Origin of the sequence: Streptomyces sp. NPDC006529 (assembly GCF_040611795.1) — a bacterium.
Taxonomy (GTDB): Bacteria; Actinomycetota; Actinomycetes; order Streptomycetales; family Streptomycetaceae; genus Streptomyces.
On the sequence record NZ_JBEXPB010000015.1, the window covers coordinates 101,366 to 128,032 of the forward strand.

At 71.9% G+C, this 26,667-nt stretch carries 19 protein-coding genes and 1 pseudogene; 6 read left to right on the forward strand and 14 right to left on the reverse strand.

All coding sequences use genetic code 11. The annotated features are described in order from the left end of the window. Positions 1-2: 2 nt before the first annotated feature. Positions 3-995: a COX15/CtaA family protein gene (locus ABZY31_RS14290; protein ID WP_356409238.1), complete on the forward strand. Its 993-nt coding sequence runs from the start codon at positions 3-5 to the stop codon at positions 993-995. 16 nt (positions 996-1,011) lie between these two features. On the opposite strand, the gene ABZY31_RS14295 is transcribed toward ABZY31_RS14290, so the two are convergent. The 3 genes and pseudogenes from ABZY31_RS14295 to ABZY31_RS14305 all read right to left on the reverse strand — a co-directional run bounded on the left by ABZY31_RS14295 (position 1,012) and on the right by ABZY31_RS14305 (position 5,112). Then, positions 1,012-2,136, reverse strand: coding sequence for an amidohydrolase family protein (locus ABZY31_RS14295; RefSeq protein ID WP_356409241.1), 1,125 nt, complete (start codon positions 2,134-2,136; stop codon positions 1,012-1,014). 1,665 nt (positions 2,137-3,801) lie between these two features. Further along, a pseudogene (locus tag ABZY31_RS14300) lies at positions 3,802-4,146 on the reverse strand (hypothetical protein); the annotation flags it as partial. Positions 4,147-4,170: 24 nt separating this feature from the next. After that, positions 4,171-5,112 carry a heme o synthase gene (locus ABZY31_RS14305; protein WP_356409243.1) on the reverse strand — a complete coding sequence of 314 codons (942 nt, stop codon included), beginning with the start codon at positions 5,110-5,112 and terminating at the stop codon, positions 4,171-4,173. A 284-nt stretch (positions 5,113-5,396) separates the two neighbouring features. On the opposite strand from ABZY31_RS14305, the gene tkt reads away from it, so the two are divergent. From tkt to pgl, 5 genes are all read left to right on the forward strand, one after another. Further along, positions 5,397-7,484: a transketolase gene (gene tkt / locus ABZY31_RS14310; RefSeq protein ID WP_356409245.1), complete on the forward strand. Its 2,088-nt coding sequence runs from the start codon at positions 5,397-5,399 to the stop codon at positions 7,482-7,484. A gap of 33 nt (positions 7,485-7,517) precedes the next feature. Further along, on the forward strand, positions 7,518-8,636 hold the full coding sequence (tal, locus tag ABZY31_RS14315) for a transaldolase (RefSeq protein WP_356409247.1): 1,119 nt from the start codon (positions 7,518-7,520) through the stop codon (positions 8,634-8,636). Between the two features lie 11 nt (positions 8,637-8,647). Then, complete coding sequence (zwf, locus tag ABZY31_RS14320) at positions 8,648-10,171, forward strand: glucose-6-phosphate dehydrogenase (protein ID WP_356409250.1); 1,524 nt, start codon at positions 8,648-8,650, stop codon at positions 10,169-10,171. After that, entirely contained in the window at positions 10,168-11,241 is a 1,074-nt protein-coding gene (gene opcA / locus ABZY31_RS14325; protein WP_356409253.1) for a glucose-6-phosphate dehydrogenase assembly protein OpcA, read from the forward strand. The genes zwf and opcA overlap by 4 nt, the downstream gene beginning before the upstream one ends. 130 nt (positions 11,242-11,371) lie before the next feature. Next, a complete protein-coding gene (gene pgl / locus ABZY31_RS14330; protein ID WP_356409256.1) occupies positions 11,372-12,154 on the forward strand; it encodes a 6-phosphogluconolactonase in 783 nt (260 codons plus the stop codon). An 87-nt stretch (positions 12,155-12,241) separates the two neighbouring features. On the opposite strand, the gene pgi is transcribed toward pgl, so the two are convergent. The 11 genes from pgi to uvrC all read right to left on the reverse strand — a co-directional run bounded on the left by pgi (position 12,242) and on the right by uvrC (position 26,458). Then, a complete protein-coding gene (pgi, locus tag ABZY31_RS14335; RefSeq protein WP_356409292.1) occupies positions 12,242-13,894 on the reverse strand; it encodes a glucose-6-phosphate isomerase in 1,653 nt (550 codons plus the stop codon). A 153-nt stretch (positions 13,895-14,047) separates the two neighbouring features. Further along, positions 14,048-14,383, reverse strand: coding sequence for an RNA polymerase-binding protein RbpA (locus ABZY31_RS14340; RefSeq protein WP_008741068.1), 336 nt, complete (start codon positions 14,381-14,383; stop codon positions 14,048-14,050). Between the two features lie 179 nt (positions 14,384-14,562). After that, complete coding sequence (gene secG / locus ABZY31_RS14345; protein ID WP_356409259.1) at positions 14,563-14,802, reverse strand: preprotein translocase subunit SecG; 240 nt, start codon at positions 14,800-14,802, stop codon at positions 14,563-14,565. A 138-nt stretch (positions 14,803-14,940) separates the two neighbouring features. After that, complete coding sequence (gene tpiA, locus ABZY31_RS14350) at positions 14,941-15,717, reverse strand: triose-phosphate isomerase (RefSeq protein ID WP_356409262.1); 777 nt, start codon at positions 15,715-15,717, stop codon at positions 14,941-14,943. A gap of 6 nt (positions 15,718-15,723) precedes the next feature. Beyond that, positions 15,724-16,935 (reverse strand): phosphoglycerate kinase, encoded by a 1,212-nt coding sequence (locus ABZY31_RS14355; protein ID WP_356409265.1) that lies wholly within the window; start codon positions 16,933-16,935, stop codon positions 15,724-15,726. Between the two features lie 140 nt (positions 16,936-17,075). After that, on the reverse strand, positions 17,076-18,080 hold the full coding sequence (gap, locus tag ABZY31_RS14360) for a type I glyceraldehyde-3-phosphate dehydrogenase (RefSeq protein ID WP_351046250.1): 1,005 nt from the start codon (positions 18,078-18,080) through the stop codon (positions 17,076-17,078). 209 nt (positions 18,081-18,289) lie between these two features. Next, positions 18,290-21,244: a M14 family zinc carboxypeptidase gene (locus ABZY31_RS14365; protein WP_356409268.1), complete on the reverse strand. Its 2,955-nt coding sequence runs from the start codon at positions 21,242-21,244 to the stop codon at positions 18,290-18,292. 168 nt (positions 21,245-21,412) lie between these two features. Then, positions 21,413-22,408 (reverse strand): DNA-binding protein WhiA, encoded by a 996-nt coding sequence (whiA, locus tag ABZY31_RS14370; RefSeq protein WP_330329807.1) that lies wholly within the window; start codon positions 22,406-22,408, stop codon positions 21,413-21,415. Then, the gene (gene yvcK, locus ABZY31_RS14375; RefSeq protein ID WP_356409270.1) at positions 22,399-23,469 is read right to left on the reverse strand and encodes a uridine diphosphate-N-acetylglucosamine-binding protein YvcK; all 1,071 of its coding nucleotides are present in this window, start codon (positions 23,467-23,469) and stop codon (positions 22,399-22,401) included. Before yvcK ends, whiA begins: the two co-directional genes overlap by 10 nt. Beyond that, positions 23,466-24,413 (reverse strand): RNase adapter RapZ, encoded by a 948-nt coding sequence (gene rapZ / locus ABZY31_RS14380; protein ID WP_356409273.1) that lies wholly within the window; start codon positions 24,411-24,413, stop codon positions 23,466-23,468. Before rapZ ends, yvcK begins: the two co-directional genes overlap by 4 nt. Continuing rightward, positions 24,410-26,458: an excinuclease ABC subunit UvrC gene (gene uvrC / locus ABZY31_RS14385; RefSeq protein WP_356409276.1), complete on the reverse strand. Its 2,049-nt coding sequence runs from the start codon at positions 26,456-26,458 to the stop codon at positions 24,410-24,412. The genes rapZ and uvrC overlap by 4 nt, the downstream gene beginning before the upstream one ends. Positions 26,459-26,667: the final 209 nt, after the last annotated feature.

Below are 26,667 nucleotides of genomic sequence, written 5' to 3' on the forward strand. Positions count from 1 at the left end.
GTTTGCACAAGGCGCCGCCTACGATAGGGGGCGTGTTCTCCCCCCTCGCTTACATCGCCAGCCGCTGGACGCCCTCCGCGCGCACCGTCCAGCGAGCCGCGCTCATCGCAGTCGTGATGAGCGTGGTCATCGTCGTCACCGGCGGCGCCGTCCGGCTGACCGGCTCCGGCCTGGGCTGCGACACCTGGCCCAAGTGCACGGACGACAGCCTGTTCGCGACTCCCGCCCAGGGCTTCCACGGGGCGATCGAGTTCGGCAACCGCATGCTGACGTACGTCCTGTGCGCGGCCGTCGGCTGGGGCATCATCGCGGCCCGCTCGGCCAAGCCGTGGCGCCGGACGCTGACGCGGCTCGGATGGGCGCAGTTCGTCATCGTGATGGGGAACGCCGTCCTCGGCGGCATCACCGTCATGACGGGCCTCAACCCCTACAGCGTGGCGGGCCACTTCCTGCTCGCCACCTCGCTGATCACCGTCACCACGGTCACCTGGCAGCGCACCCGCGAGGGTGACATGGCGCCGCGGCCGCGGGTTCCCGCGCCGGTGCGCAAGCTCTCCTGGGCGCTGCTCGCGGCGACGCTGGTGCTGATCGCGGCGGGCACGGTGGTCACCGGTTCCGGTCCGCACGCGGGCGACAGCAGCGACATCAAGCGGATGCCGTTCGACTGGTCGGGCACCGCACACGTGCACGCCATCGCGGCCTGGGTGGTGTGCGCGCTGGCGGTGGCGACGTGGCTGGTGCTGCGGGTGGTGGACGCGCCGGACGACACCCGGGCGCGCGCCCGTGACCTGCTGGTGGTGCTGCTCGCCCAGGGCGCCATCGGATACGTCCAGTACTTCACCAAGCTGCCGGAAGCGCTGGTCGCCGCGCACATGCTCGGCTCCTGCCTGGTGTGGATCGCCGTCCTGCGCGTCGTGCTGAGCCTGCGCGAGCGCACGGCCGAGCGGGCGGGGATCCCGGCCCAGTCCGACCCGGCGCTCCCCGCGTCGGTCTGACGGCCGCCCGGAGGCGCTACGGCCGGTCCAGGGCGTAGACGCGGCGGGCGTTGCCCGCCGCGACCAGCCCCGCCACGCGCTCCGCGTCCCGCCAGGACCACGCGCCCTCGGCGACCCAGCCGCCCAGCACCCGGCCCAGCGCCGCCCGGAACCCGCGGGCGGCCACCACGTGCAGTTCGGGCAGCTCGCGGGCGCCGCTGGAGAACAGCAGCTTGCCGAAGGGCGCCAGCTCCAACAGCTCCGCCAGCACCGCGTCGACGCGCGCGCCGGTGCGGGCGAGGGCCGGGCCGAGGTCGGCGTACACGTGCGGGAACGCGGCCGCGAGGTGGGCGGCGTGCCGGTGGTACGGGTACCCGTGCAGCAGCACCAGGTCCCCGCCCACGCCCGCCGTCGCCCGGACGAAGTCCGTCAGCAGGGCCGGATCGCCGCGGTCGGGGCACTCGTACGGATCCCCGGGGCCCGCGTGCAGCTGGAGCGGCAGGCGCGACTCCACCGCGCTCCACAGCAGGTGCCGTACGAGTACGGGGTCCCGCACCGGCCCGCCCTTGGCCCGGCGGGCCAGCCAGCGCGCCGCCGCCCCGTGCACCTCGCCGGGGCCGGGAGGGCCGGGAGCGAAGGCCAGGGCCGAGCCGTACCCGGCGCCCGCGCCCGCCCCCGCGGCGAAGGCCGCGGCTCCGGCGGCCGCGTGCTGGAGGGCCTCGGCGAGGTTGGCGAGGTAGGCCTCGGCGGTGCCGGAGGTGTCGGCGACGTGCTCGGCCAGCAGCTCCAGCCGCACGACCTCGTGGGCCTCGGCGTCCCCGGCCAAGGCCAGTTCCTTGGGGCCGGTCAGGTCCCCGGGCGCGCCGGTGTCGACGAGGTAGGCGCCGGTGCCGGAGCCGCGCAGCAGTCGGCGCGCGGACTCCTGGACGCCGAGCTCGCGGCGGCGGGCCAGGTAGCGGGCGGGCGGGCAGTGGGGCTCCAGCCCGAGCAGCGGCGGGCACCAGCGGCGCACGGCGAAGCCGGCCTGCGTGTCGAAGAAGGTGGTCCCGGCGGCGGCCGGCCCCACCGACCGGCCGAGCCGGTCCTCGAAGGTCCCGAGCCCCAGCTCCGTGCGGAGCAGTCCGTGGCAGTACTGGTCCACCAGGGGCGGCGTTTCGATCATCCGGACATCCCGTTGCGGACGTGGGCGAACGTGCGGTGCTCTTCCATCCGTCCTAACGGGTGAGCGGGGTGTGAGGTGTTGCTCGCGCTGTTGACCGACCCCGCCCCGGGCCCCGCCCCGGGCCCCGGACCGCGCCTCAATCGCCGGCGGAGGCCGGGGGCCGGCCTCCGGCAGCGCCACGCCGCCTGCGGCGAACGCCCCCTCGGCCAAGGCCCCTGCGGGGGGCCGCGGCGCCCATGCCCCGAGCCGCGCCTCAAACGCCGGCGGGGCTGGGGTTGGCAGCGGCACGCCGCCTGACGGAACGGCCCCACGGCCAAGGCCCCTACGGGCGGGCGCGGCCCCCATGCCGCAGGCCGCGCCTCAAACGCCGGCGGGGCTGGAGTTGGCTGCGGCAGCGCCGACCGGAGCGACACGCCTGCGCTGCTTGCGGGCCGGTCCTGCGCCTCAATCGCCGGCGGGGCTGAGGTCGCCTGCGGCGGGGCCCGCCGCCTGGCAGCGAACGGCCCCAGGGCCAGGGCCCGACGGGCGGCCACGGCGCCCGGCCCCGAGCCGCGCCTCAAACGCCGGCGGGGCTGGTGATCGCATGCGACAGCGCCACGCCGCCTGGCGGCGAACGCTCCCACAGCCAGGGACACGGCGGGCGGGGCGGTTGCCCCTGCCCCAGGCCTCGCCTCCAACACCGGCGGTCAGCACGGCCCGGCGTGCTCCACCGGCAAGGTCGGAGCAGCGGGGGCGCTAAACCCGGCGCGGACCCCGGCCCGGGGGTCCGCCTCGGCCGGACCGGCCGGGCTGTGGTTACTTGGCGGCCGGACCGGTCCCGTTCTCGGGCTCCGCGTTCGCCGCCTCGGGGTCGACCGCCTCGGGCTCGGAGGCCGCAGGCTCCGCCGGAGCCACGGGCTTCGGCTCGGCCTTGGCCTCGGCCGCGGGCTTCGGGGCGGCCGCCGCGCCGGCCGGTTCAGCTGCGGCCTCGGCGGCGGGCTTCGCCGCAGTCGGCTCCACCGCTGTGGGGGCGGGGGAAGCGACGGCAGCCTTCGGCTCGGCATCCGCACCGGCGCGCTTCGCCGTAGCCTCGGCAGCCGGCTTCGGCTCCGCCGCGGCGGGGGCCGGGGAAGCCGCTTCCTTCGGTTCGGCGACAGCGGCAGCCTTCGGCGCGGGGGCCTCGGTAGCCGCCGCCTTCGGCTCGGCGACCTCCGGGACCGCGGCCGGCTTCGCCTCGGCACCGGCAGGCGCAGACGCCGCGGCCGCGGAGGACGGGGCCTCCGCCGGCTTCGGCTCGGCGGCGGAAGCCGCAGGCTCGGCATCTGCCTTCGCGGCAGCAGGCACCGCGGCAGCGGGGGCCGAGGAGGCCGCCGGCTTCGGCTCGGCGACAGCGGGGGCAGCGGAAGCCGCAGGCTCGGCGTCCGGCTTCGCCGCAGCGGGGGCCGCGGCCGTCTTCGGCTCGGCGGCGGAAGCCGCAGGCTCGGCGGCCGGCTTCGCCGCAGCAGGCGCCGCGGCAGCGGGGGCCGAGGAGGCCACAGGCTTCGGCTCGGCAGCGGGAGCCGCAGGCTCAGCGGTCGGCTTCGCGGCTGCGGGAGCCGCGGCAGCGGGAGCCACCGGCTTCGGCTCGGCCGCGGCCACCGGCTCAGCCACCGGCTCCGGCTCAGCGGCAGCGCCCCGCACCGGGGGGTTCTTCGGGCCGCCCAGTTGGAGGCCCGCCATCCGGGTCCACTCGTACGGACCCGTCCGCACCCGCGCCGCCATCTCGCCGTCGAAGGCGTCCTGGAGCGTCAGGCCGGCCTGCTGCGCCGCGAGCTCGGCGCAGGCGTGGTCGGGGGCCACCAGGTCGCCCCAGCCGCCGTCGGTGCCGACGAGCACGATCCGGGTGCCCGCCTGTCCGATGTAGGCGAGCTGGCCCTCGGCGCCGCCGTGGGCCGCCGCGAAGGCGCCGATCTGCTTGGCCAGCTTCGCCGCGGTACGGGCCCGCTTCTTGTCGCCGGTGGCCTCGGGAGTGACTGCTGCGGTATCTGCCATGACTGGCATGCTACCGGCGAGTAATCAGCGGAGGAAGGGATCCACGGCCACCGCCACGAACAGCAGCGACACATAGGTGATCGACCAGTGGAACAGCCGCATCTCCTTGAGCTTCGCGCCCGTCACGCCGGACTTGGCCCGGGCGTGCAGCGCGTGCGCCTCCCACAGCCACCAGCCGCCGGCCAGCAGCGCCACGGAGGTGTAGAACCAGCCCGTGTAGCCCAGCGGGGTCAGCAGCAGCGAGACCGCCACCATCACCCAGCTGTAGAGGACGATCTGCCGCGCCACGACCCGGTTGCCCGCGACCACCGGCAGCATCGGCACGCCGACCCGCGCGTAGTCGTCCTTCACCTTCATCGACAGCGGCCAGTAGTGCGGCGGCGTCCAGAAGAAGATGACGAGGAAGAGGATGACGGCGGCCCACGAGACCTCGTTCTTGACCGCCGACCAGCCGATGAGCACCGGCATGCAGCCCGCGATCCCGCCCCACACGATGTTCTGCGAGGTGCGCCGCTTCAGCAGCATCGTGTAGACCACGACGTAGAAGAGGAGCGCACCGAGCGACAGCGCGGCGGACAGCCAGTTGACGAGCAGTCCGAAGAACAGGGTGGAGACCACCCCGAGCGAGATGCCGAAGACCAGGCATTCGCGCGGGCTGACCATGCCGGTCACCAGCGGCCGCTGCGCGGTCCGGTCCATCAGCGCGTCGATGTCGCGGTCGATGTACATGTTCAGCGCGTTCGCGCCGCCCGCGGACAGGTACCCGCCGAAGCAGGTCACCAGGACCAGCCACAGCGACGGCACGCCCTGCTCGGCGAGGAACATCACCGGCACGGTCGTGATGAGCAGCAGCTCGATGATCCGCGGCTTGGTCAGCGCCACGAAGGCCATGGCCCGGGCCCCGAACGGCCGGTGACCGGATGAGGTACCGAGCACCCCCGCTGGACGGGATTCGACGGCCGTCACGCACACCCCTGACAGAGACTCCCAGCAAGCTCCGGGCGGGAAGGCCCGGTGAAGACTTGCGCGTACCACGCCACTGTAGACGTTGCCCTTGTGTCGCCCCGCGCGGGGGTCGCTCCGTGTTGGGCCGATCGCGGTGAACCCGGCGGGCCCGGGGGACGTGCCAAGGTGGTGACGGCGTGGTGGCACTCGAATAGCTGCACGCCGCCGCGGGGGTAGGCTCGGAATCGCGCCGGTGCACGGTACGTCACCGGGATTCGACATGTGGAGAGGAGCCCTGACCCACGGTGAGCACCAAGCCGACGACCACAGAGCTCGAGTGGACCGAACTGGACCAGCGCGCCGTTGACACGGCCCGCATCCTCGCCGCTGACGCGGTGCAGAAGGTCGGGAACGGCCACCCCGGGACGGCCATGAGCCTGGCCCCCGCCGCCTACACCCTCTTCCAGAAGGTGATGCGGCACGACCCGTCGGACCCCGACTGGGTCGGCCGGGACCGTTTCGTGCTCTCCGCGGGGCACTCGTCCCTCACCCTGTACACCCAGCTCTACCTGGCCGGTTTCGGTCTGGAGCTGGACGACCTCAAGGCGTTCCGCACCTGGGGTTCCAAGACCCCCGGCCACCCCGAGTACGGGCACACCGCGGGCGTCGAGACCACGACCGGCCCGCTCGGCCAGGGCGTGGCGAACGCCGTGGGCATGGCGATGGCCGCCCGCTACGAGCGCGGCCTGTTCGACCCGGAGGCCGCCCCCGGCACCTCCCCGTTCGACCACATGGTCTACGCGATCGCGGGCGACGGCTGCCTCCAGGAGGGCATCTCCGCGGAGGCCTCCTCGCTGGCCGGCCACCAGAAGCTCGGCAACCTCGTGCTGCTGTGGGACGACAACCACATCTCCATCGAGGGCGACACCGAGACGGCCGTCTCCGAGGACACCCTCAAGCGGTACGAGGCGTACGGCTGGCACGTCCAGCGCGTCGCCCCGAAGGAGGACGGCGACCTCGACCCCGCGGCGCTGTACGCGGCCCTGGAAGCGGCCCGCGCCGAGACGCAGCGCCCGTCCTTCATCGCGCTGCGCTCGATCATCGCCTGGCCGGCCCCGGACGCCCAGGGCACCGAGGCCGCGCACGGCTCGGCCCTCGGCGACGACGAGGTCGCCGCGACCAAGCGCGTCCTCGGCTTCGACCCGGAGCAGACCTTCGAGGTCTCCGACGCGGTCATCGCGCACACCCGCAAGGCGCTGGACCGCGGCCGCGACGCCCGGGCCGCCTGGGAGAAGGACTTCTCCGCCTGGCGCACCGCCAACCCGGAGCGCGCCGCCGAGTTCGACCGCATCCAGGCCAACGAGCTGCCCGCCGGCTGGGAAGACGAGATCCCCGTCTTCGAGACCGGCAAGAGCGTCGCCACCCGCGCCGCTTCGGGCAAGGTCCTCGGGGCGCTCGGCGCGGTCATCCCGGAGCTGTGGGGCGGCTCGGCCGACCTCGCGGGTTCGAACAACACCACCATCGACAAGGACTCCTCGTTCCTGCCGGTGGGCAACCCGCTGCCGGAGGCCGACCCGTACGGCCGCACCATCCACTTCGGCATCCGCGAGCACGCCATGGCCGCGGCCATGAACGGCATCACCCTGCACGGCCACACGCGTGTCTACGGCGGCACCTTCCTGGTGTTCTCCGACTACATGCGCAACGCCGTGCGCCTGTCCGCGCTGATGCACCTGCCGGTGACCTACGTGTGGACGCACGACTCCATCGGCCTCGGCGAGGACGGCCCGACGCACCAGCCGGTCGAGCACGTCGCCGCGCTGCGCGCGATCCCGGGCCTGAACGTGGTCCGCCCGGCCGACGCGAACGAGACCGCCATCGCCTGGCGCGAGATCCTGCGCCGCCACACCAAGGTGTACGGCAAGGGCGCGCCGCACGGTCTGGCGCTGACCCGCCAGGGCGTGCCGACGTACGACCGCAACGAGGACGCCGTCAAGGGCGGCTACGTGCTCTTCGAGGCCGAGGGCGGTCCCGCCGAGGTCGTCCTCATCGGCACCGGTTCCGAGGTCCAGCTCGCCGTCGCCGCGCGCGAGGCGCTGCAGGCCGAGGGCGTCCCGGCCCGTGTGGTCTCGATGCCCTGCGTCGAGTGGTTTGAAGAGCAGGACCAGGAGTACAAGGACAGTGTGCTGCCTCCCTCGGTGAAGGCGCGCGTCGCCGTCGAGGCCGGCATCGGCCTGACCTGGCACCGTTACGTGGGCGACGCGGGCCGGATCGTCTCGCTGGAGCACTTCGGTGCCTCGGCCGACGCGAAGGTGCTGTTCCGCGAGTTCGGCTTCACCCCCGAGGCCGTGACCGCGGCCGCCCGGGAATCGATCGCCGCCGCCGCGCGCTGACGCCCGTACAACACAAGTAGGAGATGCAATCCCATGACAGACGCACTCAAGCGCCTCTCCGACGAGGGCGTGGCGATCTGGCTGGACGACCTGTCCCGCAAGCGCATCACGTCCGGCAACCTGGCCGAGCTGATCGACCAGCAGCACGTGGTCGGTGTCACCACCAACCCGTCGATCTTCCAGAAGGCCATCAGCCAGGGCGACGGTTACGACCAGCAGCTCTCGGACCTCGCCGCCCGCAAGGTGACCGTCGAGGAAGCCATCCGGATGATCACGACGGCGGACGTCCGCGACGCCGCCGACATCCTGCGGCCGGTCTTCGACGCCACCGACGGCCAGGACGGCCGGGTCTCGATCGAGGTCGACCCGCGCCTGGCCCACAACACCAAGGCGACCACCGCCGAGGCCAAGCAGCTGGCCTGGCTGGTGGACCGCCCGAACACGCTCATCAAGATCCCGGCGACCATGGGCGGCCTGCCCGCGATCACCGAGGTCATCGGCCGGGGCATCAGCGTCAACGTCACGCTGATCTTCTCGCTGGAGCGCTACCGCCAGGTCATGGACGCCTACGTGGCGGGTCTGGAGAAGGCCAAGGCCGCGGGCCTGGACCTCTCCAAGATCCACTCGGTGGCCTCCTTCTTCGTGTCCCGCGTGGACTCGGAGATCGACAAGCGCCTCGACGCCATCGGCACCGACGAGGCCAAGGCCCTCAAGGGCAAGGCGGCGCTCGCGAACGCCCGTCTGGCCTACGAGGCCTACGAGGAGGTCTTCTCCTCCGAGCGCTGGGCGGCCCTGGACAAGGCGCACGCCAACAAGCAGCGTCCGCTGTGGGCCTCGACCGGCGTCAAGGACCCGGCGTACAAGGACACCCTGTACGTGGTGGACCTGGTCGCCCCCGGCACGGTCAACACCATGCCGGAGGCCACCCTGGAGGCCACCGCCGACCACGGCGAGGTCACCGGCGACACCATCCGCGGCACCTACGACCAGGCGCGCGCCGAGCTGGCCGCGGTCGCGAAGCTGGGCATCTCGTACGACGATGTGGTGCAGCTACTCGAAGACGAGGGCGTCGAGAAGTTCGAGGCGTCCTGGAACGACCTGCTGAAGTCGACCGAGGCGGAGCTTGAGCGCCTCGCACCCACGGAGGCCTGAACACTTTGTCTGTGAACGGAGCGAACCCGCTTCGTGACGCACAGGACCGGCGGCTCCCGCGCATCGCGGGGCCGTCCGGCCTGGTCATTTTCGGCGTTACGGGTGACCTGTCGCGCAAGAAGCTGATGCCCGCCGTCTACGACCTGGCGAACCGCGGCCTGCTGCCGCCGGGTTTCTCGCTGATCGGCTTCGCCCGGCGCGAGTGGCAGGACGAGGATTTCGCACAGGAGGTGCACGACGCGGTCAAGGAGCACGCCCGCACGCCCTTCCGTGAGGAGGTCTGGCAGCAGCTGGTGCAGGGCTGCCGGTTCGTCCAGGGCGACTTCGACGACGACGAGGCGTTCGAGACGCTGAAGTCGACGATCGAGGAACTGGACAAGGCGCAGGGCACGGGCGGCAATTTCGCCTTCTACCTCTCCGTCCCGCCCAAGTTCTTCCCGAAGGTCGTCGCCCAGCTCAAGAAGCACGGGCTGGCGGATCAGAAGGAGGGCTCCTGGCGGCGCGCCGTCATCGAGAAGCCGTTCGGTCACGACCTGACCAGTGCCCAGGAGCTCAACCAGCTGGTGCACGACGTCTTCCCGCCCAACGAGGTCTTCCGGATCGACCACTACCTCGGCAAGGAGACCGTCCAGAACATCCTGGCGCTCCGCTTCGCGAACACGATGTTCGAGCCGATCTGGAACCGGTCGTACGTCGACCACGTGCAGATCACCATGGCCGAGGACATCGGCATCGGCGGCCGGGCCGGGTACTACGACGGCATCGGCGCCGCGCGCGACGTCATCCAGAACCACCTGCTCCAGCTGCTCGCGCTGACCGCGATGGAGGAGCCCGGCTCCTTCCACCCGAAGGCGCTGGTGGCGGAGAAGCTCAAGGTGCTCACGGCCGTCGAGCTGCCCGAGGACCTGGGCAAGCACACCGTGCGCGGCCAGTACTCGGCCGCGTGGCAGGGCGGCGAGAAGGTCGTCGGCTACCTCGAAGAGGACGGCATCGACCCCAAGTCGAAGACCGACACCTACGCCGCCATCCGCCTGGAGATCAACAACCGCCGCTGGGCGGGCGTGCCGTTCTACCTGCGGACGGGCAAGCGCCTGGGCCGCCGGGTGACGGAGATCGCGGTCGTCTTCAAGCGGGCCCCGTACCTGCCGTTCGAGTCGGGCGCGACCGAGGAGCTGGGGCAGAACGCCCTGGTCATCCGGGTCCAGCCGGACGAGGGCGTGACGGTGCGCTTCGGCTCCAAGGTTCCGGGCACCTCCATGGAGGTCCGGGACGTGACGATGGACTTCGCCTACGGCGAGTCCTTCACGGAGTCGAGCCCGGAGGCGTACGAGCGGCTGATCCTGGACGTGCTCCTGGGTGACGCCAACCTCTTCCCGCGCCACCAGGAGGTCGAGCTGTCCTGGAACATCCTCGACCCGATCGAGGAGTACTGGGACAAGCACGGCAAGCCCGCGCAGTACCCCTCGGGCACCTGGGGACCGGTCGAGGCGGACGAGATGCTCGCACGAGACGGACGGAGCTGGCGCCGGCCATGAAGATCGACCTCACGGAGACCACCTCCAGCAAGATCAACGCCGCGTTGGTGCAGGCGCGCCGGGACATCGGCACGCCCGCGATCGGCATGGTCCTGACGCTGGTGATCGTGACCGACGAGGAGAACGCGTACGACGCGCTCAAGTCGGCGAACGACGCGGCCCACGAGCACCCCTCGCGGATCATCGTCGTGATCAAGCGGGTCAGCCGTTCGCCCCGCAGCCGCCGCGACGCCCGGCTCGACGCGGAGATCCGCGTCGGGGCTGACTCCGGCACGGGCGAGACGGTGGTGCTGCGGCTGCACGGCGAGCTGGTGGACCACGCGCAGTCGGTGGTCCTCCCGCTGCTGCTGCCGGACGCCCCGGTGGTCGTGTGGTGGCCGCAGGGCGCGCCGCCGGACCTGGCGGGCGACCCGCTGGGGGCCCTGGGCCAGCGCCGGATCACGGACACCTACGCGTCCGAGGAGCCCATCGGGGCCCTCGCCACCCGGGCGGCCGCCTACGCGCCCGGCGACACGGACCTGTCCTGGACCCGGATCACGCCGTGGCGCTCGATGCTCGCGGCCGCGCTCGACCAGCAGAAGGCCCTGCGGATCGTGTCGGCGACGGTCGAGGGCGAGGACGAGAACCCGAGCTGCGAGCTGCTGGCCATGTGGCTGGCGGACCGCCTCCAGGTCCCCGTCAAGCGCACCCACTCCGAGGGCCCGGGCCTGACGGCCGTACGCCTGGCGACCAAGGACGGCGGCATCGTCCTGGACCGGGCGGACGGCTCGCTGGCGACGCTGTGCATGCCGGGGCAGCCCGACCGCGCGGTGGCGCTCAAGCGCCGCGACACGGCCGAGCTGCTGGCGGAGGAGCTGCGCCGGCTGGACCCGGACAACACCTACGAGTCCGCGCTGAAGTTCGGCGTGCACGGCCTGGACCACGGGTCTGCCGAGGTTCCGCAGGACGCCCCCGCGGCGCCCGCGGCCGAAGCCACCGCGAAGGCTCCGGCGGCGAAGTCCGCGGCCAAGCGCCCGGCCAAGCCGGGCTCGGCCGCACCGGCCGCGGCGAAGAAGTCCGCGGCCAAGTGAGCGCGGCGCGGCGCCGTACGCATCCCCCGCACGGGGGCGCGTACGGCGCCGCGCCCGTTCCACCGCACGCTCCGCACTCCCCCGACACCGCACCCCCTCACCCGACCAAGAAGGCGGCACCAGCATGGGCATGACGACTCCTCAGGTCGTCGTCCACCGGGACAAGGAACTGATGGCGCAGGCCGCGGCGGCCCGGCTGATCACGAAGATCGTCGACGCCCAGGCCGCCCGCGGCAGCGCGTCGGTCGTCCTGACCGGCGGCCGCAACGGCAACGGCCTGCTGGCCGCCCTCGCCGCCGCGCCCGCCCGGGACGCGGTCGACTGGGGCCGGCTGGACCTGTGGTGGGGCGACGAGCGCTACGTCCCGGCCGACGACCCCGAGCGCAACCACACCCAGGCCCGCGCCGCCCTGCTGGACGCCGTCCCCGTCGACCCCGCGCGCGTGCACGTCATGCCCGCCTCCGACGGTCCCCACGGATCGGACGTGGACGCGGCCGCCGCGGCCTACGCGCTGGAGCTGCGCGAGGCCGCCGCTCCCGAGGACCACGGCCCCGTGCCCCGGTTCGACGTGCTGATGCTGGGCGTGGGCCCGGACACGCACGTGGCGTCCCTCTTCCCGGAACACCCCGCCGCCCGCGAGACCGAGCGCACGGTGGTCGGCGTGCACGGCGCGCCCAAGCCGCCGCCGACCCGGATCTCCCTCACCCTCCCGGCCATCCGGGCCGCCCGCGAGGTGTGGCTGCTCGCGGCCGGCGAGGACAAGGCGGGCGCGGTGGCCGTCGCGCTCGGCGGGGCGGGCGAGGTCCAGGCCCCGGCCGCCGCCGCGTACGGGCGCGCGCGCACCCTGTGGCTGCTCGACCGGGCGGCCGCCGCGAAGCTGCCCCCCGCGCTGTACCCCCCGGCCTCCGCCTGAGACACCCCGCGCACACGCCGAGCGCCCCGCACCGTCCGGTGCGGGGCGCTCTCGCGTCCGTACGGCCCCTGCGGGACCCCGCGGGGGTCAGCGGCCGCGCAGCTCGCGGTACGTGGCCACCAGGGCCCGCGTGGAGGCGTCCAGGCCGGGCACCTCCGCGCCCTCCACGAGGGCGGGCTCGATCCGCTTGGCCAGGACCTTGCCCAGCTCCACGCCCCACTGGTCGAAGGAGTCGATGTTCCACACCGCGCCCTGGACGAACACCTTGTGCTCGTAGAGCGCGATCAGCTGCCCGAGGACCGACGGGGACAGGTCCTGCGCCAGGATCGTGGTCGTCGGGTGGTTCCCGCGGAAGGTCTTGTGCGGGACGAGGTCTTCGGCGACGCCCTCCGCGCGGACCTCGTCCGGGGTCTTGCCGAAGGCCAGCGCCTGCGTCTGCGCGAAGAAGTTCGCCATCAGCAGGTCGTGCTGCGCGGCGAGATCCGGGGAGAGCGTCGGCACCGGGCGGGCGAAGCCGATGAAGTCCGCCGGGATCAGCTTCGTGCCCTGATGGAGCAACTGGTAGTAGGCGTGCTGCCCGTTGGTGCCGGGCGTGCCCCACACCACGGGACCGGTCTGCCAGTCCACCGGCTCGCCCTGGCGGTCCACCGACTTGCCGTTGGACTCCATGTCCAGCTGCTGCAAGTACGCGGTGAAGCGCGAGAGGTAGTGGCTGTACGGGAGCACCGCGTGCGCCTGCGCGTCGTGGAAGTTGCCGTACCAGATCCCCAACAGGCCCATCAGGAGCGGGGCGTTCTGCTCCGGCGGGGCCGTGCGGAAGTGCTGGTCCATCGTACGGAAGCCCTGGAGCATCTCGCCGAAGGCGTCCGGACCGATCGCGATCATCAGCGAGAGGCCGATGGCCGAGTCGAAGGAGTAGCGCCCGCCGACCCAGTCCCAGAACTCGAACATGTTCTCCGGGTCGATGCCGAAGCCGGTGACCTTCTCGGCGTTGGTCGACAGGGCGACGAAGTGCCGTGCCACGGCGCTCTCGTCGCCGCCGAGGCCCGCGAGCAGCCAGGCCCGCGCCGAGGTGGCGTTGGTGATGGTCTCGATGGTGGTGAAGGTCTTCGAGGCGACGATGAAGAGGGTCTCGGCCGGGTCCAGGCCCTGGAGCGCCTCGTGCAGGTCGGCGCCGTCCACGTTGGAGACGAAGCGCAGGTTCAGCTGCCGGTCGGCGAAGGCGCGCAGCGCCTCGTACGCCATGGCCGGGCCGAGGTCGGAACCGCCGATGCCGATGTTGACGACGTTCTTGATGCGCTTGCCGGTGGCGCCGAGCCACTCCCCCGACCTGACGCGGTCGGCGAAGTTACCCATCTTGGCCAGGACCGCGTGGACGGCGGGGACGACGTTCTCCCCGTCGACCTCGACGACGTCCTGCGGCGCGGCGCGCAGCGCGGTGTGCAGGACCGCGCGGTCCTCGGTCGTGTTGATCTTCTCGCCGCGGAACATGCGCTCGCGCAGCTGCTCCACGCCGGTGGCCGCCGCCAGTTCGCGCAGCAGCCGGAGCGTCTCGTCGGTCACGAGGTGCTTGGAGTAATCGATGTGCAGGTCGCCGGCCCGCAGGGTGTAGCCGGTGCCGCGGCCCGGGTCGGATTCGAACAGCTCCCGCAGATGCGTCTGCCCCAGCTCTTCCCGGTGCTTGCCGAGTGCCAGCCACTCCGGCGTCCGGTGGAGCCTCGTACGTCCGTCTGCGTTCATCTCGGACATCAACCCACTTCTTCCGTCCTGTTGTGCCCCGCCGTACTCCAACCTAAGGGATCGGAAGCCGGGCCGGACAACTGACACAAAGGGGCCCGGCCCGCGGAAGAAGATCTTCCGCGGGCCGGGCCCGATGTCGTGGGGTGGTGCGGCTCAGATCTCGCCGCGCAGCTTGGCGAGGGCCTCGGCGAGGATCGCCTCGCCGTCCGCGTCCGTGCGCCGCTCCCGTACGTACGCCAGGTGCGTCTTGTACGGCTCGGTGCGCGGGGGCGCCGGAGGGCTGTCCCGGTCCTGGCCCGCGGGGAACCCGCAGCGCGGGCAGTCCCAGGTGTCCGGCACCTGCGCGTCGCTGGCGAAGCTGGGCTGCGTCTCGTGCCCGTTCGAGCACCAGAAGGAGATGCGCAGGCGGGGCGCGGACTCGCCGCGCTCGGCCTCGCCCATCGGCCCCGCTCCGACCCGACTTCCACGGATCGCGTTGCCACTTGCCACGGTCGTAACTCCCTGCGTGATGGTGCCGCGAAGCGTGAATGGAATTCCGCTGCGGGCGCCCCAGTCTACGTAAGGCCCAACGCGCGTCCAGTGACCGGAGTTACTACTTCCGGAGTAGGGGCGCGGACCTCATGATAGATCGGGTGGAGCCTGCCTGACCGCCGAAAGGGCCGGATCGTTCAGTTGCCCTGCGACTTCATCAGCAGACCGAGCGCGACGATGCACGCGAACCAGAGCAGGCCGATCACCATCGTGATGCGGTCGAGGTTGCGCTCGGCGACCGAGGAGCCGCCGACGGAGGACTGCATGCCGCCACCGAACATGTCGGAGAGGCCGCCGCCCTTGCCCTTGTGCATCAGCACCAGGAGCATCAGCAGCAGGCTGAAGACGACCAGGGCGATCGAGAACCCCATAATCACGGCTGATTCCTACTTTCTGACATTCCCTGGTGTGCTGTGAACCCCGACGGGGGCCGGTGACTGTCGCTCCAGCCTCCGGCCCCCGCAAGGGTACGACGGATCCGTCCTAGCGCATACTCGCTGCGACGATCAAGGTGCTCACTGGTCGCGGAAGCGGACGATCTTGACGAACTCGTCGGCGTCCAGGGCCGCGCCGCCGATCAGGGCGCCGTCGACGTCGGGCTGCGCCATGATCGCGGCGATGTTGCCGGACTTGACGGAGCCGCCGTACTGGATGCGGACCTTGTCGGCCAGCTCCTGCGAGTACAGCTCCGCGAGGCGGGTGCGGATCGCCCCGCAGACCTCCTGCGCGTCCTCGGGGGTGGCGACCTCACCGGTGCCGATCGCCCAGACGGGCTCGTACGCGATGACGATGGACTCGACCTGCTCCGCCGGGATGCCCGCGAGGCCGCCGTCGAGCTGGGCGAGGGTGTACTCGACCTGCTGACCGGCCTTGCGGACCTCCAGGCCCTCGCCGACGCACAGGATCGGGGTGAGCCCGTTCGCGTAGGCGGCCTTGACCTTGGCGTTGCAGAGCTCGTCGCTCTCGCCGTGGTACTGGCGGCGCTCGCTGTGGCCGACGGCCACGAAGGTGCACTTGAGCTTCGCGAGCATCGCGCCGGAGATCTCCCCGGTGTACGCGCCGGACTCGTGCGCCGAGATGTCCTGGGCGCCGTACTTGATCTTCAGCTTGTCGCCGTCGACCAGGGTCTGGACCGACCGCAGGTCGACGAAGGGCGGCAGAACCGCGACCTCGACGGCGTCGTAGTCCTTGTCGGTGAGCGCGAAGGCGAGCTTCTGGGTGTGCGCGATGGCCTCGAGGTGATTGAGGTTCATCTTCCAGTTGCCGGCCATGAGCGGGGTGCGCGTGGTCATACGGGGTCAGACCTCCAGAGCGGCGATGCCGGGAAGCGTCTTGCCCTCGAGGTATTCGAGGGACGCGCCGCCACCGGTCGAGATGTGGCCGAACTTCGTCTCGTCGAAGCCCAGGTTGCGGACGGCCGCGGCGGAGTCGCCGCCGCCGACCACGGTGAAGCCCTTGCTGTCGAGCAGGGCCTGCGCGACGGCGGCGGTGCCGCCTGCGTAGTCGGGGTGCTCGGCGACGCCGACCGGACCGTTCCAGAAGACGGTCTCGGCGTCGACGATCTTCGAGGCGAACAGCTCGCGGCTCTTGGGGCCGATGTCCAGGCCCTCCTGGTCCGCGGGGATCTTGTCCGCGTCGACGACCTCGAAGGTGGCCGGGGCCTTGGTCTTGAGGTCGGGGAAGTCCGTGGAGACGAGTACGTCCACCGGCAGGACCAGCTCGACGCCGTTCTTCTCCGCGCGCTCCATGTACTCCAGCACCACCGGGATCTGGTCCTCCTGGAGGAGGGAGATGCCGACCTCGTGGCCCTGGGCCTTGAGGAAGGTGTAGGCCATGCCGCCGCCGATGAGCAGGCGGTCGGCCTTGCCGAGGAGCTCGTCGATGACGGCGAGCTTGTCGGAGACCTTGGCGCCGCCGAGGATCACCGTGTACGGGCGCTGGACGTCCGTGGTCAGCTTCTTCAGGACGGCGACCTCGGTCGCGATCAGGTAGCCGGCCGCGTGCGGGAGGCGCGCGGGCAGGTCGAAGACCGAGGCGTGCTTGCGGTGGACGGCGCCGAAGCCGTCGCCGACGTAGACGTCGGCCAGCTCCGCGAGCCGGTCCGCGAAGGCGCCGCGCTCGGCGTCGTCCTTCGCGGTCTCACCGGCGTTGAAGCGCAGGTTCTCGATGACGGCGACCTGGCCGTCGGCGAGGGCGGCGACCGTCTCCTTGGCGGAGGCGCCGACGGTGTCGGTCGCGAAGGCCACGTCCTGGCCGAGCAGCTCACCGAGCCGGGCTGCGGCGGGGGCCAGCGAGAAGGCCGGGTCCGGCGCGCCCTTGGGGCGGCCGAGGTGGGACGCGACGATGACGCGGGCGCCGGCGGCGGCGAGCTTCGCGATCGTCGGCTGGACGGCGCGGATGCGGCCGTCGTCGGTGATCTCGGTGCCGGCGAGCGGCACGTTCAGGTCGGCGCGGACGAAGACCCGCTTGCCGGAGACGCCCTCGGCGAGAAGTTCGTCGATCGTCTTCATGTGTATTTCTACTCCTTATCCCCATACATGGCTTTCGCCTGTGCGGAGCGAGAGGTACGAGGCAAGCAACAGGGCCCGCACAGCGCTTCATCGCGCTGCCCGAGCCCTGATGCTTCACATCGCGGTGCCTGCCCTGAAGATTAGAGCTGGCCGCCGACGAAGACGGTGAGGTCGACGAGACGGTTGGAGTAACCCCACTCGTTGTCGTACCAGCCGATGACCTTGACGCTCTTGCCCTGGACCATGGTGAGGGAAGAGTCGAAGGTGCAGGAGAACGGCCAGTTCACGATGTCGGAGGAGACGATCGCGTCCTCGGTGTAGTCGAGGATGCCCTTCAGCTGGCCCTGGGAGGCCTTCAGGAAGGCGGCGTTGACCTCTTCCTTCGTGGTCTCGCGCTCCAGCTCGATCACCAGGTCGGTCACGGAACCGGTCGGGACCGGGACGCGCATCGCGATGCCGTCGAGCTTGCCGGCCAGCTCCGGGATGACCAGCGCGGTGGCCTTGGCGGCACCGGTGGTGGTCGGGATGATGTTCTCGGCGGCGGCGCGGGCGCGGCGCAGGTCCGAGTGCGGGAAGTCCAGGATGCGCTGGTCGTTCGTGTACGCGTGGACCGTCGTCATCATGCCCTTGACGATGCCGAAGTTCTCCAGCAGGACCTTGGCCATCGGCGCCACGCAGTTGGTGGTGCAGGAGGCGTTGGAGATGACGTGGTGGTTGGCCGCGTCGTACTTCTCCTGGTTGACGCCCATCACGATCGTGATGTCCTCGTCCTTGGCCGGAGCCGAGATGAGGACCTTCTTCGCGCCCGCGGCGATGTGCTTGGCGGCGTCGGCCTTCTTCGTGAAGATGCCGGTCGACTCGATGACGATGTCGGCGCCCAGCTCGCCCCAGGGGAGGTTCGCGGGGTCGCGCTCGGCGAAGGTCTTGAAGGTGTTGCCACCGACCGTGATGGTGTCGTCGGTGTGGGAGACCTCGGCCTTGAGGCGGCCCAGGATGGTGTCGTACTTGAGCAGGTGCACCAGGGTCGCGTTGTCAGTCAGGTCGTTGACACCGACGATCTCGATGTCCGCTCCCTGCTCCAGGAGCGCCCGGAAGTAGTTGCGGCCAATTCGGCCAAAACCATTGATGCCTACGCGGATCGTCACGAACCGATCTCCTCGTTGGTGCGCCGGCCTGTCCGCCGGCGAGCTGTATGGGATGTCCCCGACCGCTTATGACCCTACCTCTCCGTGAGCTTGGGGGTGACATCGGAAGGGGCCTGACACGCCCCGGCGGCCCGTACCACACGCTGCGGTACGGGCCGTCGGGCACTTCGTCCCCCCTCACTCAGCGTGAGGGGAGGGGGGTCCGCAGGTCAGTGCTTCAGCGAGCGGAGCGCCTTACCGACGAGTACCGCTCGGTCCTTCGCGGCCGGCAGGTGTTCCAGGCCGAAGCCGAGGAGCACGGTGTCACGCGTAGTGACCGCCGCGTAGGACTTGAACAGCTCCCCGGAGCGGGACCAATCGCCCGGAACATCGGGACTTCCGGCAGGTGCGCCCTGCGCCGTCCACGCCCCGAGCGAGGTCTCGAAGCCCTCGGCCGCCTGGTCGGCGCCGCCGACGGACAGCCGCGCCTCGTCCGCGAAGACCCCGCGGCCGCCGCTGCCCGGGTCGGTGATGGAGGAGAGCGAGACCTCGACGGTCCTGCCCGCGTACGCGCTCAGGTCGAAGGAGACCTGCTTCCAGCCGCCGGAGGAGCCGGTGAAGCTGTTCCACGCGCCGCTGCTGCCCTCGGCGGTGCAGCCGCCGGACGCGAGGGTGAGGTAGTGGCGCAGGAAGGGGTGGCCGTTGATGAAGAAGCCGCCCGCGCACTCCGCCGGGACGGCCGTGCCGCTCTGGCCGCCCGCCTCGGGCAGGGTGGTCCAGTCCTCGGCGCCCGTGGTGTGGGCCTCCAGGACGGCGTGGTCGTAGCCCGGCTCGGTGTCCCAGTTCAGGGCCATCTTGAGGGTGGGCCGGTCGGCGGCGCTGACCCCGGTCAGGTCGACCGTGCGGACCAGGCGCTTCCAGTCGTTGTCGTTGTGGACGGCCGAGGCCATCCAGGACCCGGCGTAGGGGGCGTAGGGATTGACGATGCCGTCGTACAGGCCCGCCTGGGCGCTCTTGAACTGCGGGAACTGCGCGGCGGCCAGGGTGTCGGAGGTGACGCTGTAGGCGCCGGGCCGGTCCAGCGGGTTGCCGGGGGCGCCGCCGAGCGTTCCCTTGGCTCCGCCGAGCGCGCCCGCGCCGGTGAAGCCGGTCGCGCCCGTGCCGGTGCTGCGGTCGTAGGCGCCGAGGTAGTACTGGCTGAAGTCGTCGGTGACCGCGCGGCCGACCTTGGCGTCGCCGCCGGCCAGTTCACCGGCCTCGATCAGCTTGCCGCCCTCGTTCAGGAAGTCGCGGACCGCCAGCTGGGTGGGGCCGCCGGGAGCCTGGGCGCCCGTGTAGTGGACGGCCGTGCCGAAGTGGGAGAGCACCCCGAGGTGGTGCGGGGCGCCCTGGGTGGCGACGTCCCAGACGGCGGCGGAGCGTCCGTTGGCGCGCAGCGCGTCCACGTACGTCTGGGCCTGCTGGGCCTTGGCCCCTTCCTCCGCGATCACCAGGACGTCGGCGCGGGGCCGCTCGGCCACGCTGTAGGTGAAGTGCTCGCTGGAGACCCGCTTGGATCCGTCACGGCCGGTGAACCAGACCTCGACCTTGTCCCCGGGCCGCGCGCCTTCCACCGCGGCGCGGTACTGGTCGTACCAGTTGTTGTCGTCGCCGCCGTAGGTCTCGCCGCCCTTCCAGGCCTTGAGGTCCTCGTCGTGGACGCGGCCGCCGTTGATCCGGTAGTTGAGTTCCTTGTCCTTCAGCGCCTTGCGGGCGGTGACGGAGACCTTCTGGTCCTCGCCGCGGGCGGCGTAGGAGGTGGTGAAGGGGTCCGTCGTGAAGTCGGCGGCGCTCAGGCCCACCGAGGAGACCGGCTTGTCCGGGTGCGCGGCGGACTGGGCGACCGAGAGCGCGAAGGGGACGTTCTTCTGGAACTCCGCCTGGACGAGCTTCTCGTCGTCCGGGAAGTTGAAGCCGGAGGCGCAGTCCTCGGACTTCCACTGGTCGTCCGGGACGCTGTCGGAGGCGGTCTGGCAGGTGGTCATCTCCGGCGTGAACATCATGACGCCGTTGACGTTGCCCGCGTGGCCGTCCGCCTCGCCGTTGGTGGTGTACAGCTCCGAGGAGACCTGCGGGTAGTACCCGGGGATCGCGGAGTGCTCCGGGGTGCCGGCGAGTGCCTTGTAGGCCACGTCGTCGGGGGTCGGGGTGGCGACCTGCCAGCCCACGCCGTAGAGCAGCAGCTCGGCGGCGGAGTGGTAGTTGACGGCGTACTCGAAGCCGATGCGCTTCTCGAAGGCGTCCAGCGCCGCGGTCTCGGGCTCGGACTCCGCCTTCGGGCCGCGGTAGGTCTCGCTCGACGGGTTGGCCGAGGAGCCCTCGTTGTCGTAGCCCCATTTGTAGGGGAAGTTGCGGTTGAGGTCGACGCCGTCGAGGGCGGTGTGCTTGCCGTCGCCGTTGTTGTCGCGCATGTTCTTGCGCCACAGCCGGTCGCCGTCGGGGGCGTGGGTGAAGTCGTAGCCGTCCGGGTTGGCGGACAGGACGAACCACATCTCGGTGGAGTCGACCAGCTGCGTGATGCGCTGGTCCTTGCCGTAGTTGTCCAGGTAGTGGTGCATCAGCCGCCGGGTCATCTCGGGGGTGATCCACTCGCGGGCGTGCTGGTTGGACATGTACAGGACCGAGGGCTTGGAACCGTCCTTGGCCTGCCGGGCGTTCTTGGTGAGCTTGAGGGCGAGGATGTCCTTGCCCTCCACGGTCTTGCCGATGGAGACGACTTTGGTGAGGCCGGGATGGCTCTGGCCGGTCGAGACGATCTCCTCCTGGAGACCGCCCTTGCCGCTGTAGGGGCGGAAGACCCCGTCGCCGGCCGCCTTGGCGCGCGCGGCGGCCTTGGCCGGGACCTTGCGCTCGGCGAGCCTGACGCCCTGGGCGCCGAGTTCGCCGGCCTGCGCGGTGGTGAGGAACAGCTCGACCCGGGCGGTGCCCCGGTCCGGTGCCTGCGCGGTCAGCTCGTGGGCGTCCTGGCCCGCGGCGAGGACCAGGGGCACCTGCTCCTTGGTGATGTCGGCGTCGTAGACCCGGACTTCGTCGGCGGCCGGTCCTGCCGCGGATCCGTTCTGGGCCTGCGCCGCGACCGGTACGGCGGCGAGTGAACCGAAGACGAGTGCGCTTGCGGCGAGGATCGATCTCGCGCGGTGCCTCATGTGCCCCCCTGGGCGTCGTCTGCCACGAAAGAGTTCGCACGACAGGCTCACGACCCTCACATGCCCATGTCAATGGGAAACGCCGAAAGGGGCCCGCACGTGATCACGTGCGGGCCCCTTTCGGCCGAGGACGGACGGTGCGGCCGGGGCCGCGGCGGATCGGCCCGGTCAGCCGACCAGGTTGTCGGCCATCTCCTCGGCCTCGGTGAGGTTCGACTCGGTGCCCGGGATGCCGAGGTCCTGGGCCCGCTTGTCGGCCATCGCCAGCAGCCGCCGGATCCGGCCGGCGACCGCGTCCTTGGTCAGCGGCGGGTCGGCGAGCGCGCCCAGTTCCTCCAGGGAGGCCTGCTTGTGCTCCATGCGCAGGCGCCCGGCCGCCGCCAGGTGCTCGGGGACCTCGTCGGCGAGGATCTCCAGGGCGCGCTGGACGCGGGCTCCCGCGGCCACCGCGGCCCGGGCCGAGCGGCGCAGGTTGGCGTCGTCGAAGTTGGCGAGCCGGTTGGCGGTGGCGCGCACCTCGCGCCGCATCCGGCGCTCCTCCCAGGCCAGCACCGAGTCGTGGGCGCCGAGGCGGGTCAGCAGGGCGCCGATCGCGTCGCCGTCGCGGACCACCACCCGGTCCACCCCGCGCACCTCGCGCGCCTTGGCGGCGATGGAGAGCCTGCGGGCGGCGCCCACCAGGGCCAGGGCGGCCTCCGGACCGGGGCAGGTGACCTCCAGGGAGGAGGACCGGCCCGGTTCGGTGAGCGAGCCGTGGGCCAGGAAGGCACCGCGCCAGGCGGCCTCCGCGTCGCAGGTCGCACCGGAGACCACCTGCGGGGGGAGCCCCCGGATCGGGCGGCCGCGGCCGTCGACGAGCCCGGTCTGGCGCGCCAGCTGGTCACCGCCGGCGACGACCCGGACGACGTACCGGTTGCCGCGGCGCAGCCCGCCGGGGGCCATGATCACCAGGTCCGAGGAGTGGCCGAAGATCTCCAGGATGTCCTTGCGCAGCCGCCTCGCCGCGATCCCCGCGTCCAGCTCCGCCTCGATGACGATGCGGCCGCTCACCAGGTGCAGCCCGCCCGCGAACCGGAGGATCGCCGAGACCTCCGCCTTCCGGCAGCAGGTACGGGTGACGGGCAGCCGGGCGATCTCATCCTTCACCGCGGGCGTCATCGCCATGGGCCGATCCTTCCATGCATCCGAAAAATACGGTCGTACGCGGCGGCCAACAGCTCCGGATCGTGCTTCGGAGTCCCGTCGGGCCTGGCCACCGGCGCCAGCTCGACCGCGGCACCGAACCGTTTCGCGGCATCGGAGAGTGACTCGCGGTCGGGCACGGCGGCCTCGTCGGCCAGCACCACGTCCAGGGCGAGTTTAGGGGCGTGTCGGGCCAAAACCTCCAAATGACGCTGCGGAGAGAACCCCTCTGTTTCACCGGGTTGCGGCGCGAGGTTCAGCGAGAGGATCCGCCGGGCCTTCGTCTGGACCAGTGCGTCGAGCAGTTCCGGCACCAGGAGGTGCGGGATCACCGAGGAGAACCAGGAGCCCGGGCCGAGCACCACCCAGTCGGCGTCCAGGACCGCGGCGACGGCCTCCGGCACGGCCGGCGGGTCGCTCGGCACCAGCTGTACGGACTGCACCTCGCCCGGGGTCAGCGCCACCGTGGCCTGGCCGCGGACGGTGTCCACGTCGTCCGGGCGGGCCGGGTCGTGGCCGCGCACCAGCGCCTGGAGCTCCAGGGGCACGGCCGACATCGGCAGCACCCGGCCGTGCGCGCCGAGCAGCTTGCCGACGAGGTCCAGGGCCTGCACCGGGTCGCCGAGCTTCTCCCACAGGGCGACGATCAGCAGGTTGCCGACCGCGTGCCCGTGCAGGTCACCGCGGGACTCGAAGCGGTGCTGGATGACCCGGGACCAGGTCTGGCCCCATTCGTCGTCCCCGCACAGCGCGGCCAGCGCCTTGCGCAGGTCGCCGGGCGGCAGGACGCCCAGCTCCTCGCGCAGCCGGCCGCTGGAGCCCCCGTCGTCGGCGACGGTGACCACGGCCGTGAGGTCGCCGGTGATCCGGCGCAGCGCGGCGAGGGAGGCGGACAGGCCCATGCCGCCGCCGAGGGCGACGACCTTGGGTGCGACCGCCTCGGGGGCGGCGCCGCGCCGCAGCTCGGCGGCCGGGGCGCCGTTGCCGCCCCGGCCCGCCGTCAGCCGGCGCAGGCGGCGCAGCCGCAGGCTCCGTCCGGTCACTCGCGCCCCATGTCCCGGTGGACGACGACGGTCTCTACTCCCTCGGAGGCGAGGCGGGCGGCAAGCTTCTCGGACATGGCCACGCTGCGGTGCTTGCCGCCGGTGCAGCCGACCGCGATCGTCACGTACCGCTTGCCCTCGCGGCGGTAGCCGGTGGCGATGAGCTGGAGCAGCTCGGTGTAGCGGTCGAGGAACTCCTTGGCGCCGGGCTGGCTGAAGACGTAGCCCGAGACCTCTTCGTTGAGCCCGGTGAAGGGGCGCAGCTCCGGGACCCAGTGCGGGTTCGGGATGAAGCGGCAGTCCACGACGAGGTCGGCGTCGACGGGCAGGCCGTACTTGTAGCCGAAGGACATGACGGTGGCCCGCAGCTCGGGCTCCTCGTCGCCCGCGAACTGGGCGTCCATCTTGGCGCGCAGTTCGTGCACGTTGAGGCTGGAGGTGTCGATGACCAGGTCGGCGTCGCCGCGCAGCTCGCGCAGCAGGTCGCGCTCGGCGGCGATGCCGTCGACGATGCGGCCGTCGCCCTGGAGCGGGTGCGGGCGGCGGACCGATTCGAAGCGGCGCACCAGCGCGTCGTCGGAGGACTCCAGGAACACGATGCGCCGGGTCACCCCGCGCGCTTCGAGGTCGGAGAGCGACTCGCGCAGCGCGTCGAAGAACTGGCGGCCGCGGACGTCGACGACGACGGCGATGCGCGCCACGTTGCCCTGCGAGCGGGCTCCCAGCTCCACCATGGTCGGGATCAGCGCCGGGGGCAGGTTGTCGACGACGAACCAGCCCAGGTCCTCCAGGCACTTGGCCGCCGTACTGCGGCCGGCTCCGGACATGCCGGAGATGATCACCAGCTCGGGGATGGCCGCCTCGGCGGTATCGCCGGGCTCCACTGTCGTGCCCGTACTCACCTGTACTCCGTCTCGGTCGCGCTCTGCTGCGTGCTCGGTCATTGCTCGCTCCCCCGTTCGGACGGTGCTCCCGCGGGCGCGGGGGCCTCGTCCTCAATGATCTCTCCTGTGGCCGTGTTGACGGCCGGAGCGGCGGGAGCCGCCTGGGCGAGGGCCACGGCCACGGTCTCGGCCGTCTTGCGGCCTATGCCCGGGACCTCGCAGATCTGGTCGATTGTCGCCTGTCTCAGCTTCTTCACCGAACCGAAGTGCTTGATCAGCGCCAGCCTGCGGCTCTCCCCCAGGCCGGGTACGTCGTCCAGCGGCCCGGCTTTCAGCCGCTTGGCCCGCTTGCCGCGCTGGTACTGGATGGCGAAGCGGTGGGCTTCGTCACGTACCCGCTGGAGCAGGTAGAGCCCCTCGCTGGTGCGCGGCAGCACCACCGGGTCGCTCTCGCCGGGCAGCCACACCTCCTCCAGCCGCTTGGCCAGGCCGCACACGGCGACGTCGTCGATGCCCAGCTCGGCCAGGGCCCGCTGGGCGGCGGCGACCTGCGGCTGGCCGCCGTCCACCACAACGAGCTGGGGCGGGTAGGCGAAACGCTTCGGGCGGCCGTCATCCGTCTCCGCCGGGACCTCGCCGCCCACGGGGCCGCCGTCGAGGCCGTCGACGACCGCACCCTCCTCGGGCGACCACTCCCCCGTCCGGAGCTTCTCGCGCAGGTAGCGGCGGAAGCGGCGGGAGACCACCTCGTGCATGGAGCGGACGTCGTCCTGCCCCTCGAAGCCCTTGATCTCGAAGCGGCGGTACTCGCTCTTGCGGGGCAGGCCGTCCTCGAAGACCACCATGGAGGCCACCACGTCGTCGCCCTGGAGGTGCGAGATGTCGAAGCACTCGATGCGCAGCGGGGCGGTGTCCAGGTCCAGTGCCCCGGCGATCTCCTCCAGCGCCCGGGAGCGCGTGGTCAGGTCACCCGCGCGCTTGGTCTTGTGCAGGGCCAGGGACTGCTGGGCGTTGCGGTGGACGGTCTCCATCAGGGACTTCTTGTCGCCGCGCTGCGGGATGCGCAGGCTGACCTGGGAGCCGCGGCGGCCGCCGAGCCACTCGGCCACGGCGGGGGCGTCCTCGGGCAGGGCCGGGACCAGCACCTCCTTGGGCACGGCCTCGCCCCGCTCCTCCCCGTACAGCTGCTGGAGGGCGTGCTCGACGAGCCCGGCCGTGTCGACGGCCTCGACCTTGTCGGTGATCCAGCCGCGCTGGCCGCGCACCCGTCCACCGCGGACGTGGAAGATCTGGACGGCGGCCTCCAGCTCGTCCTCGGCGACCGCGATCAGGTCGGCGTCGGTGGCGTCGGCGAGCACCACCGCGTTCTTCTCCATGGCCCGCCGCAGGGCCCCGATGTCGTCGCGGAGCCGGGCGGCCTTCTCGTACTCCATGTCCTCGGCCGCCACCCGCATCTCGCCTTCGAGGCGGGTGAGGTAGGTGCCGGTGCGCCCGGCCATGAAGTCGCAGAAGTCCTCGGCCAGTTCCCGGTGCTCCTCGGGGGTGACCCGGCCCACGCAGGGCGCGGAGCACTTGCCGATGTAGCCGAGCAGGCAGGGGCGGCCGATCTGCGCGGACCGCTTGAAGACCCCGGCCGAGCAGGTGCGTACGGGGAACACCCGCAGCATCAGGTCGACGGTCTCGCGGATGGCCCACGCGTGCCCGTACGGCCCGAAGTAGCGCACGCCCTTCTTCTTCGGGCCGCGCATCACCTGGACGCGGGGGTACTGCTCGTTGAGCGTGACGGCGAGCGAGGGGTAGCTCTTGTCGTCGCGGTACTTGACGTTGAACCGGGGGTCGTACTCCTTGATCCAGGAGTACTCCAGCTGGAGCGCCTCGACCTCGGTGGAGACCACCGTCCACTCGACGGACGCGGCGGTGGTCACCATCGTGGCGGTGCGCGGGTGCAGGCCCGCGACGTCCTGGAAGTAGCTGGCCAGTCGCTGGCGCAGGCTCTTGGCCTTCCCGACGTAGATCACCCGGCGGTGCTCGTCGCGGAATCGGTAGACCCCCGGGGAGTCGGGGATCTGTCCCGGTCTGGGGCGGTAGCTGGAAGGGTCGGCCATGGCATCAGCCTACTTGCGGCCTCTGACAACCGGCCCTCACCTCCACGGCGTCGCGGGACCCCGCCCGGCACATTCAGCCCCGCCGGCGTTCGAGGAGCGGAGTCCGCCGACGAGGCCCGGCCAGGTCCACCCCCGGCAGCACCCGCGCGACCACCCCGTACGCCGCCTCCCGCGAAGCCACCGGCACCAGCACGTCGTTCTTCGACCCG

What these genes read in the sequence shown, in the direction of transcription:
- ABZY31_RS14295 (WP_356409241.1), bottom strand. Translation starts at nt 2,136, where the DNA reads ATGATCGAAACGCCGCCCCTGGTGGACCAGTACTGCCACGGACTGCTC.
- tal (WP_356409247.1), top strand. Translation starts at nt 7,518, where the DNA reads ATGACAGACGCACTCAAGCGCCTCTCCGACGAGGGCGTGGCGATCTGG.
- opcA (WP_356409253.1), top strand. Translation starts at nt 10,168, where the DNA reads ATGAAGATCGACCTCACGGAGACCACCTCCAGCAAGATCAACGCCGCG.
- pgl (WP_356409256.1), top strand. Translation starts at nt 11,372, where the DNA reads ATGACGACTCCTCAGGTCGTCGTCCACCGGGACAAGGAACTGATGGCG.
- pgi (WP_356409292.1), bottom strand. Translation starts at nt 13,894, where the DNA reads ATGAACGCAGACGGACGTACGAGGCTCCACCGGACGCCGGAGTGGCTG.
- tpiA (WP_356409262.1), bottom strand. Translation starts at nt 15,717, where the DNA reads ATGACCACGCGCACCCCGCTCATGGCCGGCAACTGGAAGATGAACCTC.
- ABZY31_RS14355 (WP_356409265.1), bottom strand. Translation starts at nt 16,935, where the DNA reads ATGAAGACGATCGACGAACTTCTCGCCGAGGGCGTCTCCGGCAAGCGG.
- ABZY31_RS14365 (WP_356409268.1), bottom strand. Translation starts at nt 21,244, where the DNA reads ATGAGGCACCGCGCGAGATCGATCCTCGCCGCAAGCGCACTCGTCTTC.
- whiA (WP_330329807.1), bottom strand. Translation starts at nt 22,408, where the DNA reads ATGGCGATGACGCCCGCGGTGAAGGATGAGATCGCCCGGCTGCCCGTC.
- rapZ (WP_356409273.1), bottom strand. Translation starts at nt 24,413, where the DNA reads ATGACCGAGCACGCAGCAGAGCGCGACCGAGACGGAGTACAGGTGAGT.
- uvrC (WP_356409276.1), bottom strand. Translation starts at nt 26,458, where the DNA reads ATGGCCGACCCTTCCAGCTACCGCCCCAGACCGGGACAGATCCCCGAC.